The organism is Kitasatospora sp. NPDC058162, from assembly GCF_042884005.1.
GTDB lineage: Bacteria > Actinomycetota > Actinomycetes > Streptomycetales > Streptomycetaceae > Kitasatospora.
In genome coordinates this window covers 451762-461738 of record NZ_JBHVUS010000005.1, presented here as the reverse complement: position 1 = coordinate 461738, position 9977 = coordinate 451762, and the positions used below count along the sequence as shown (strand labels likewise).

At 70.8% G+C, this 9977-nt stretch carries 9 protein-coding genes; 5 read left to right on the top strand and 4 right to left on the bottom strand.

Features of this window, described 5'->3' with window-relative positions:
• Positions 1–389: 389 nt before the first annotated feature.
• The 4 genes from sdhC to ACFVXG_RS13695 are packed head-to-tail and all read left to right on the top strand — an operon-like array spanning position 390 to position 3834.
• Positions 390–770, top strand: coding sequence for a succinate dehydrogenase, cytochrome b556 subunit (gene sdhC, locus ACFVXG_RS13710; RefSeq protein WP_074003919.1), 381 nt, complete (start codon positions 390–392; stop codon positions 768–770).
• A gap of 8 nt (positions 771–778) precedes the next feature.
• Positions 779–1270, top strand: a complete 492-nt coding sequence (gene sdhD / locus ACFVXG_RS13705; protein ID WP_387927127.1) for a succinate dehydrogenase, hydrophobic membrane anchor protein — start codon at positions 779–781, stop codon at positions 1268–1270.
• Between the two features lie 51 nt (positions 1271–1321).
• On the top strand, positions 1322–3064 hold the full coding sequence (gene sdhA, locus ACFVXG_RS13700; protein ID WP_387927125.1) for a succinate dehydrogenase flavoprotein subunit: 1743 nt from the start codon (positions 1322–1324) through the stop codon (positions 3062–3064).
• Entirely contained in the window at positions 3064–3834 is a 771-nt protein-coding gene (locus ACFVXG_RS13695) for a succinate dehydrogenase iron-sulfur subunit (RefSeq protein WP_387927123.1), read from the top strand. Before sdhA ends, ACFVXG_RS13695 begins: the two co-directional genes overlap by 1 nt.
• A 76-nt stretch (positions 3835–3910) precedes the next feature.
• On the opposite strand, the gene ACFVXG_RS13690 is transcribed toward ACFVXG_RS13695, so the two are convergent.
• From ACFVXG_RS13690 to ACFVXG_RS13680, 3 genes are all read right to left on the bottom strand, one after another.
• Positions 3911–5509 (bottom strand): hypothetical protein, encoded by a 1599-nt coding sequence (locus ACFVXG_RS13690; RefSeq protein ID WP_387927121.1) that lies wholly within the window; start codon positions 5507–5509, stop codon positions 3911–3913.
• A 162-nt stretch (positions 5510–5671) separates the two neighbouring features.
• Positions 5672–7291, bottom strand: coding sequence for a hypothetical protein (locus ACFVXG_RS13685; protein ID WP_387927119.1), 1620 nt, complete (start codon positions 7289–7291; stop codon positions 5672–5674).
• Positions 7292–7394: 103 nt separating this feature from the next.
• A complete protein-coding gene (locus ACFVXG_RS13680) occupies positions 7395–7652 on the bottom strand; it encodes an SCO4848 family membrane protein (protein ID WP_387927118.1) in 258 nt (85 codons plus the stop codon).
• Between the two features lie 143 nt (positions 7653–7795).
• Between ACFVXG_RS13680 and ACFVXG_RS13675 the strand changes: the two genes are divergently transcribed.
• The gene (locus ACFVXG_RS13675) at positions 7796–8998 is read left to right on the top strand and encodes a D-alanyl-D-alanine carboxypeptidase family protein (protein ID WP_387927116.1); all 1203 of its coding nucleotides are present in this window, start codon (positions 7796–7798) and stop codon (positions 8996–8998) included.
• 17 nt (positions 8999–9015) lie between these two features.
• On the opposite strand, the gene ACFVXG_RS13670 is transcribed toward ACFVXG_RS13675, so the two are convergent.
• Positions 9016–9963 carry a YihY/virulence factor BrkB family protein gene (locus ACFVXG_RS13670; protein ID WP_387927114.1) on the bottom strand — a complete coding sequence of 316 codons (948 nt, stop codon included), beginning with the start codon at positions 9961–9963 and terminating at the stop codon, positions 9016–9018.
• Between the last annotated feature and the right edge of the window lie 14 nt (positions 9964–9977).

Below are 9977 nucleotides of genomic sequence, written 5' to 3'. Positions count from 1 at the left end.
GGGCGGGCTGCGGCCGCCGCCCGGGCGGGGCCCCCGCGGGGCGGGCGCGCGGGGCCCCCCGCCCCCCCCGCGGGCCCGGGCGCGCCGCCCCCCCGGTCCGCCGGGCGCGCCGGGCCGCGTCGGTACGGCCGCACCCGATTCACCCTCCAGGGTGAGGCCGATCGCCATCCCGTCACCACAGCGCACGAAATCGGTCACCCAGCGTGACTATGGCGGCCCCGGTTCCCGTCCGACTAGGCCAGAAGTGCCTGATTGATCACACCTGGGTACCCCGGAGGCGGTTCCCGACACGGCGTCGATAGGATGCTGGCGGCCGGTGGACCGTACCCGGCCGGGCTGACCGACACCGAAGCCGGCCGAGCCCCCAATCGCTTCCGGAGGGTTTTTCCGTGCCGGCTGGAACGCTGTACCGCGGCCGGGAAGGCATGTGGAGCTGGGTGGCTCATCGAGTCACCGGCGTCCTCATCTTCTTCTTCCTGTTCGCCCACGTCCTGGACACCGCCCTCGTGCGAGTGTCGCCGGAGTCCTACGACACCGTCATTCAGACGTACAAGACTCCGCTCGTGAACCTGATGGAGTACGGCCTGGTGGCCGCCATCCTGTTCCACGCGCTCAACGGCCTGCGCGTCGTCGCAGTGGACTTCTGGTCCAAGGGCCCGAAGTACCAGAAGCAGATGCTCTGGTCCGTCGTCGGGGTCTGGGTCGTCCTGATGGCCGGCTCCTTCTACGGCATCCTTCAGCACACGCTGATCTCCTGGTTCGGGAAGTGAGCTGACTGATGTCCACGGAATACTCCGACGCGATCGTCGTCCCCTCCAAGCAGGCGCACACCGGCAAGGGCCTCGGCACGGGCAACCCCGCCGACGCCTTCGTCATCGAGCCGCCGCGCAAGCGGACCAAGAAGACGCCGCGCCGCACCCGCACCAACTTCGAGATGCTGGCCTGGCTCTTCATGCGCCTGTCCGGTGTCGTCCTGGTCGTGCTGATCCTCGGTCACCTGCTGATCATGCTGATCCTGGACGGTGGCGTCTCCAAGATCGGGTTCGCCTTCGTCGCCGGCCGCTGGGCCTCGCCGTTCTGGCAGGGCTGGGACCTCCTGATGCTCTGGCTCGCCATGCTGCACGGCGCCAACGGCATGCGTCAGGTCATCAACGACTACGCCGAGAAGGACTCGACCCGGCTCTGGCTCAAGGGGCTCATGGGTACCGCCACGGTCTTCACCGTGCTGCTGGGCACCCTGGTGATCTTCACCTTCGACCCCAACATCTGAGCCGCGAGCACCATCGACCATCGGCAGAGGCCAGAGGCGAGTTAACCCCCCATGCAGATTCACCAGTACGACACCGTCATCGTCGGCGCCGGCGGTGCCGGCATGCGCGCGGCCATCGAGTCGACGCAGCGCAGCCGCACCGCCGTCCTGACCAAGCTCTACCCGACCCGGTCCCACACCGGCGCGGCCCAGGGCGGCATGTGCGCCGCCCTGGCCAACGTCGAGGAGGACAACTGGGAGTGGCACACCTTCGACACGGTCAAGGGCGGTGACTACCTGGTCGACCAGGACGCCGCCGAGATCATGTGCAAGGAGGCCATCGACGCGGTCCTCGACCTGGAGAAGATGGGTCTGCCCTTCTCCCGCACCGAGCAGGGCCGGATCGACCAGCGCCGCTTCGGCGGCCACTCGCGCAACCACGGCGAGGCCCCGGTCCGCCGCTCGTGCTACGCGGCCGACCGCACCGGCCACATGATCCTCCAGACGCTGTTCCAGAACTGCGTCAAGCACGGCGTCGAGTTCTTCAACGAGTTCTACGTCCTCGACCTGCTCATCAACGAGGGCAAGACGGCCGGCGTCGTCGCCTACGAGCTGGCCACCGGCGAGATCCACGTCTTCCAGGCCAAGTCGGTCGTGTTCGCCTCCGGCGGCACCGGCAAGTTCTTCAAGGTCTCCTCGAACGCCCACACCCTCACCGGTGACGGCCAGGCGGTGGCCTACCGCCGCGGCCTCCCGCTGGAGGACATGGAGTTCTTCCAGTTCCACCCGACGGGCATCTGGCGCATGGGCATCCTGCTCACCGAGGGCGCCCGCGGCGAGGGCGGCATCCTGCGCAACAAGGACGGCGAGCGCTTCATGGAGCGCTACGCCCCCGTCATGAAGGACCTCGCGTCCCGTGACGTCTGCTCCCGCGCGATCTACACCGAGATCCGCGAAGGCCGCGGCTGCGGTCCGGACGGCGACCACGTCTACCTGGACCTGACCCACCTGCCGCCGGAGCAGCTGGACGCCAAGCTCCCGGACATCACCGAGTTCGCGCGCACCTACCTCGGCATCGAGCCCTACACGGACCCGATCCCGATCCAGCCCACCGCGCACTACGCCATGGGCGGCATCCCGACCAACGTCGAGGGTGAGGTCCTGCGCAACAACACCGACGTCGTCCCGGGCCTGTACGCGGCCGGCGAGGTCGCCTGCGTGTCCGTGCACGGCGCCAACCGCCTCGGCACCAACTCGCTGCTGGACATCAACGTGTTCGGCCGTCGCGCGGGCATCGCCGCCGCCGACTACGCCAACGCGAACGAGTTCGTCCCGCTCCCGGATGACCCGGAGACGCTGGTCCAGGGCATGGTCGACAAGCTCCGCGAGTCGACCGGCACCGAGTCCGTGGCGCAGATCCGCAAGGAGCTGCAGGAGACCATGGACGCCAACGCGATGGTGTACCGCACCGGCGCCACCCTCAAGCAGGCCGTCGAGGACATCGCCGCGCTGCGGGAGCGCTACAAGCACGTCTCCATCCAGGACAAGGGCTTCCGCTACAACACGGACCTCCTGGAGGCCATCGAGCTGGGCAACCTGCTCGACCTGGCCGAGGTGCTGGCCGTCTCCGCGCTGGCCCGCGAGGAGTCCCGCGGCGGCCACTACCGCGAGGACTTCCCGACCCGTGACGACGTGAAGTTCATGCAGCACACCATGGCGTACCAGGAGGTTGCCGAGGACGGCAGCACCTCCATCCGCCTCGACTACAAGCCGGTCGTCACGACCCGCTACCAGCCGATGGAGCGTAAGTACTGATGAGCACTCCGACCGTGGAGCACTCGGCCGCTCTGGACGCGGCCGAGACCGGTGCCGTACAGCTGATCACCGTCACCTTCCGGATCCGCCGGTTCAACCCGGAGGAGCACCCGGACCCGGTGTGGGTCGACTACCAGCTCACCATGGACCCGAAGGAGCGCGTCCTGGACGCGCTCAACAAGATCAAGTGGGAGCAGGACGGCACCCTCACCTACCGCCGTTCCTGCGCGCACGGCATCTGCGGCTCCGACGCCATGCGGATCAACGGCCGCAACCGGCTGGCGTGCAAGACCCTGATCAAGGACGTCGACCCGGAGAAGCCGATCACGATCGAGGCCATCAAGGGCCTGACGGTCCTCAAGGACCTGGTCGTGGACATGGACCCGTTCTTCCAGGCGTACAAGGACGTCATGCCGTTCCTCATCACCAAGGGGAACGACCCGACCCGCGAGCGCCTGCAGTCCGCCGAGGACCGCGAGCGCTTCGACGACACCACCAAGTGCATCCTGTGCGCCGCGTGCACGTCGTCCTGCCCGGTGTTCTGGAACGACGGCCAGTACTTCGGCCCGGCCGCCATCGTCAACGCGCACCGCTTCATCTTCGACTCGCGCGACGAGGGTGCCGAGCAGCGCCTGGAGATCCTCAACGACCGTGAGGGCGTGTGGCGTTGCCGCACCACCTTCAACTGCTCCGAGGCCTGCCCGCGTGGCATCGAGGTCACCAAGGCGATCCAGGAAGTGAAGCGGGCGCTGGTCACCCGCCGCTTCTGATCCCCGCCTGAGCAAGGGCGAAGGCCCCGTCCGATCCTTCCGATCGGACGGGGCCTTCGTCGTCATCGGAGTCGGATCAGTTCAGCGGGCCGAGGTCGTTGGCGTCGGTCCAGCCGCTGTACATCACCAGGTGCCGGTCGGCCGTGACGGCCCACAGGTCCGGCTTGCCGTCGCCGTCGGCGTCGCCCGAGCTGCCGAGGGTCGGGTACGCGGCCACGGTGAAGCCGGTGGCAACGATGTCGGCCTTCGGGTCGGCGAGGGCGGAGAAGTCGAAGGTGCCGTCCGCCTTCTTCGGGATCGGGTAGGCGTGCAGCTCGCCGGTGGCCCGGTCACGCGCCCAGAGGGCCTGGTTGCCGGAAGCGTCCGGGCCGGGGGCGACCAGGTCGTAGCCGTTCCAGGCGCCGGAGGTGGTGAGCTTGGTGACCTTGTCGAAGTCGGAGGTCGCCCCGGTGAGCAGCCAGAGGTTTCCGCCCTCCAGTGTCAGCAGCGACGGCGAAGTGCCACCGGTCACCGGGCCGAAGGCGACGATCTGGTCGGTCTTGGACCAGTTGGCGGAGAAGCCGGCCGGGCAGGTCACGGTCGGGTCGAAGGGGTCGTTGCACCCGCGCTCACCCGAGAGCGTGAAGCCCTTGGTCATGGCTCCGTAGTCCCAGTTCCGGTAGACGGTCAGGGAGGCGTCGCCCGGCTTGTGGATGAACAGGTCGTCCGAGGACGGCGCGTGGTAGTCCCAGCCCCGGTGGGCGATCTGGTAGGGCGCCCAACTCTGCCCGGAAGGAGAGCGTTTGGCCGAGATGACGGCGTTCGGCGTCGCGTCGGTCGCGTTGACGCCGATGTACTGCAGGTTGCCCTGGGCGTCCGGCAGCAGGATGTCCGCGACGCCGTCCCCGTCCACGTCGCCGAGGGTCTTCGCGCTGGGGTTCGACGGGGCGTAGAAGGTGTAGGTCGTCCGGCCGATGTTGCCCGCGTTGTCGATCACGTTGACGACGAGGTTGTTGGTGCCCCACTGCAGGACCTTGAGGTCGATCTTCGCCGTACCGTCGGCGTCCGGCTCAACGGCCTCCGGTGAGTTGCAGTCGGTCCCGGGGTACATCCAGTCGTACCGGAAGCAGGCGACACCGGAGGCCTCTCCGCCCGCGGGGACCTGGTCGGCACCCTTGAGGACGAAAGTCCCCGTCTGGCCCGCGTACTTGGGGGCAGTGCCGCTCGCCGGGAAGTCGGTCGAGGAGACCGTGACGGTCGGGCTCGTGGTGTCCACGGTGAAGTGGCAGTCCGCCGACGGGGCGGAGGTCTGGGTGCCCTGAAGGGCCCAGGCGTGCCACGCGTAGCTGTGCCCGTCCACCAGGTGGGGGACGGTGAGTCCGACGGACTGCTGGCCGTACGTCTGGGCCTGGCCGGTGAACACCGGGTCCTCGGCGCCCGTGGTGACGTCCCAGACACCGAACTTGGCGGCCTCCCCGGTGACCTTGACGCTGAGCGTCGGGCCGTTGTCGGTCATCCCGATCCAGGTCGGGTCGGCTGTCGAGTCGCAGGCGGCGGTCTGGTAGCCGGCGCCCTGGGCGGTGCCGAGGACGGCCGGCGCGGTGTCGGCCATGGCCGCCGTCGGTGTGGTGAGCAGCCCGGCCGCGAGGGCGGCCGTGGTGACCCCGCCGAGTCTGCGGGCAAGCGAAAGTTTCATGGAGGTTCCCCACCCCTTGTGATCAGCGCGTCCGGCACGCGCGTGAGAGCGGTGAGGATCTTGCCAGGGGGGACCGACAGCGGCAACGGGGATTCGGGGGATCAGTCCGGCAGACGGAGGCCCCCGCCCGATCCGAGGATCGGACGGGGGCCTCCGTGTGTGTCACTTCAGGGCGCCGGCGTCGGCCGGGTCGGTCCAGCCGCTGAAGTACAGCAGGTGGCGGTCGGCCGTGACGGCCCACAGGTCGGGGAGGCCGTCGCCGTCCACGTCGCCCGAGCTGCCGAGGGTCGGGTACTTGTCGACGGTGAAGCCGTTCGCGACGACGTTCGCCTTCGGGTCGGCGAGGGTGGAGAAGTCGAAGGTGCCGTCGGCCTTCTTGGCGATCGGGTAGGCGTGCAGGTCACCGGTGGCCCGCTCGCGGGCCCAGAGGGTGAGGTTGCCGGCCGAGTCCGGGCCCGGGGCGATCAGGTCGAAGCCGGCCCAGGCGCCGTTGGTGGTGAGCTGGCGGGCGGTCCGCGGCCGGTAGGAGAAGCCGGGGTTGGCGAACAGCCAGAGGTTGCCGTCCTCCACGGTCACCAGGGAGGAGACCATCCGGGTGTCCAGGGAGCCGATCAGGGCGATCTGGTCGGCCTTGTGCCAGTCGGTGGCGAAGCCGGCCGGGCAGGCGGCGGCCGTGCCGGCCGCGTTCTGGCAGGCGGACGGCCGGGAGACCACCGACGGGTACCCGGTGAACGAGAGGTAGTCCTGGTTGTTGTAGAGGTACAGCGCCGGCGAACCGCTCGGGTGCATCAGCAGGTCGTCCATCGGCGCGTGCGCGTTGGCGTCCCAACCGCGGTGCGCCACCTGGACGTTGGACCAGGAGGTCTGGTTCGGCGAGAGGGCGGCCCGGATCACGGCGGACGGGGTGGTGTCGCCCGAGTTGCTGCTGAGGACCTGGAGGTTGCCCGCGGCGTCCGGCAGCAGGACGTCCGGGACGCCGTCCCCGTCGACGTCGCCGAGCGCCTTGGGCGGGTTCTGGTTCCACGGGGCGTAGAAGGTGTAGCCCGCCCCGCCGACGTTGCCCGCGTTGTCGATCACCTGGACGTTGAGGGTGTTGGTGCCCCAGTTCAGGACCCGCAGGCTGACGGTCGCGGTGCCGTCGTCCTCCGGGACGACGGCGTCGGGCGAGTCGCAGCCGCCGACGCCGAGGTCGCCCCAGCCGTACCGGATGCAGGCGACCCCGGAGGCCTCGCCGCCGGCCGGCACCGGGTCGGCGGTCTTGACCACGAAGGTGCCGAACTGGCCCGCGAACTTGGGGGCGGTGCCGCTCGCCGGGAAGTCGGTCGAGCTGACCGTGGCGGTCGGGCCGGTGGTGTCCACCGTGAAGTGGCAGTCCGCCGACGGGGCGGAGGTCTGGGTGCCCTGGAGGGCCCAGGCGTGCCAGGCGTAGCTGTGCCCGTCCAGCAGGCCGGGGACGTTGAGGGCGGCGGACTGGCCGAAGCCCGCCTGGGCCTCGCCGGTGAACACCGGGTCCTCGGCGCCGGTGGTCACGTCCCAGACGCCGAACCGGGCGCCGGTGCCGGTGACCTTGACGTTGAGCGCCGGCCCGTTGACGCTCCGGCCGATCCAGGTCGGGTCGCCGGTCGAGGCGCAGGCGCTGAGGTGGGACGAGTCGACACCCTGGTTGGTGCCGAGGACGGCCGGCGCGGTGTCGGCCATGGCCGCCGTCGGAGTGGCGAGCAGGCCGACGGCCACGGTCGCCGCGGCGACGCCGCCGAATCTGCGCAGGTGAATGTGAATCATTGGAGCAATCCCCCACCGATCATGCTCGGCGCGTCCGGTACGCGCGTGCGAGCGGTGAGGATCTTGCCAGGGCGGGTCCGGCCGCGGCAACGGGGATTGGAGGTCAGTCCGTGACCGGGCTGCGGCGGGTGGCGCGCAGGCCGCGGACGCCGACGGTGCCGACCGCGACGCCGAGCAGGAAGGAGGTGACGGCGAGCGCCAGGTGGATCCAGAAGAACGCGGTGGGCTGGGAGTGGTCGCCGTTCACGAAGGCCTGGTTGCCGGAGTCCTTCCACAGGTTCTTGACGAAGGTCGTCCAGATGATCATCGACCAGACGCCGAAGGCGGTCAGGAACCAGGAGGTGCGGCGGCTCAGCTTCATGGGGTGGTCCTCGGCGGGGGGTGTGAAGGCGGGGTGCCTCCCCAGTATGCGCGGGCCGCCGATCGGCGTAGGGCGGGCCCCTCCTGCGGAGGACCCGTCCGGTGTGGCGGACGGCCGGGCTCCGCAGTGGGTACGGTCAGCTGGTGCCCACACCCCGTCACACCTTCGCCCAGTTGTGCGCCGCGGTCACCGCGGCCCTCCCGGTCCTGCTCGCCGCCCCGGCGGCGGTCGCGGCTCCGCAGGCGCCGCCCCCGTCGACCGCGATCGGCGGTGAGCGGCTGGGGGTCCCCGGGGTCCAGGTCAATCCGCTGGCGGGCGCGCCGGCGCTGCCGACGGACCTCACCGGCCAGTCCTGGATAGTCTCCGACGCCACGTCAGGCGATGTGCTGGCGGCCTACAACCCGCACCTCAGGCTGCCCCCGGCGAGCACCTTGAAGATCCTCTTCGCGGACACCGTGCTGCCCAAGTTCGACCGCAACGCGGTGCACCGGGTCGCCGACGAGGAGATCCAGAACATCGGCGCCGGCAGCAGCCTGGTCGGCATCAAGGAGAACCTGGACTACCGGGTCGAGGACCTGTGGCGCGGGGTGTTCCTGAGCTCGGGCAACGACGCCGTGCACGTCCTGGCGCACATGAACGGCGGGATCCAGCCGACCGTCAACGAGATGCAGGCCCGGGCCGAGGCCCTCCAGGCCCGGGACACCAAGGTGATCTCCCCGGACGGCTACGACATGGACGGCCAGCTGTCCTCGGCCTACGACCTGTCGCTGTTCGCCCGCTCCGGCCTGGGCAACCCGGACTTCCGGGGGTACTGCGCGACCCGGGACGCGATGTTCCCCGGCGCCGTCGACAAGAACACCGGCCAGCGCGGCAGCTTCGGGATCGCCAACACCGACCGGTTGCTGGGCAAGTACCCCGGCCTGATCGGGGTGAAGAACGGCACCACCACCAACGCCGGCTCGACCTTCGTCGGCGCGGCCGAGCGGAACGGGCGGACCCTGCTGGTGACGGTGATGCACCCGGCCAGCTACCAGAAGGTGTACGACGAGACGGCCGAGCTGCTGGACTGGGGCTTCGCCGCGGCCGGCAAGGTGCAGCCGGTCGGCCGGCTGGTCGACGAGAAGCCGGCCGGCGGCGAGGAGCCGACCGGGCAGGCGGGCGGCACCGCCGGTGTCCCCGCCCCGCCGCCGCACGCCTCCCCCACCGCGGGCCGGGCCGCCGCCGGGGCGGCCGGGGACGACGGGCCGGGCCTGGGCACCTGGTCGGCCGTGCTGGTCGGGGCCGTGGTCGCGGCGGGCGCCGTGGTGGCCCTCCGGCGCCGGACGGCGGGCCGCGCCGGGGACTGAGCTGCAGCGGCCCGGCCTCAGGTCCGGGGCCGGGGCGTCCCTGCGGGGGCCTCGGCCCGGGCCTCGGCATCGTCGGCCGCGGTCAGCAGGGCCCGGCCGTGTTCCCTGGTCCGCTCCCGGGCGGCCGCCGGGTCGGCCGTCGCCGTCCAGGCCACGCAGTACATCAGCAGCCGGCTGACGAAGTTGATCCACAGCAGCAGCGCCACCGGCGTGGCGAAGGCGCCGTACAGGCTCCGCCCGGCGACCGAGCCGAGGTAGGAGGCGAGCAGCAGCTTCAGCAGTTCGAAGCCGACCGCGCCGATCAGCGCGCCGGTCAGCAGGTCGCGGCGGCGCTGGCCGGTGATCCCGGGGAAGGGGGCCAGCAGGTAGGCGAAGAGCAGCATGTCGCACGCTATGGCGATCAGCACCCCGACCCCGGTCAGCAGGTAGCCGCTGCCCAGGCCGGTCGCGTCGGCGATCCGCCCGGCGAGCGTGGTGCCGGCGGCGGAGGCGGCCAGTGAGAACAGCGACACCAGGCCGAGGCCGGCCAGCACCACGACGTCCCAGGCCTTGCGCAGCACCGGGTTGCCGTCCTCCTCGGGGAGCTGCCAGAGGTCCCGGATCGAGGTGCGCATGGTGTCCACCCAGCCGAGGCCGGAGACCAGCAGCAGGGCGCCGCTGACCAGCCCGAGGGTGCCCGCGTTGGCCACCAGGGACGGCAGGTTGAGCGCGTCCGACAGGCCCGGCAGCTGGTCGGAGATGCGGTGCTGGAGGTCGGCCACCTGGCTGCCGTTCAGCGTCGCGGCGGCGATCGCCAGACCGACCGTGAGCAGCGGGAACAGGGCGAGGAAGCCGAAGAAGGTGACGGCTCCGGCCAGCCGGTTGCCGCGGGCGGCGGAGAAGTACTCGTACACCCGGTACGGGCGGCTGCGCAGCACCCGGGCCACGAGCGGGCCCAGGACCGGAAGGCGGGTCAGGAAGTCCACCCGACCGGTTATAC

Coding starts and splice junctions, on each gene's coding strand:
- sdhD (WP_387927127.1), top strand. CDS start 779: ATGTCCACGGAATACTCCGACGCGATCGTCGTCCCCTCCAAGCAGGCG.
- sdhA (WP_387927125.1), top strand. CDS start 1,322: ATGCAGATTCACCAGTACGACACCGTCATCGTCGGCGCCGGCGGTGCC.
- ACFVXG_RS13695 (WP_387927123.1), top strand. CDS start 3,064: ATGAGCACTCCGACCGTGGAGCACTCGGCCGCTCTGGACGCGGCCGAG.
- ACFVXG_RS13690 (WP_387927121.1), bottom strand. CDS start 5,509: ATGAAACTTTCGCTTGCCCGCAGACTCGGCGGGGTCACCACGGCCGCC.
- ACFVXG_RS13685 (WP_387927119.1), bottom strand. CDS start 7,291: ATGATTCACATTCACCTGCGCAGATTCGGCGGCGTCGCCGCGGCGACC.
- ACFVXG_RS13680 (WP_387927118.1), bottom strand. CDS start 7,652: ATGAAGCTGAGCCGCCGCACCTCCTGGTTCCTGACCGCCTTCGGCGTC.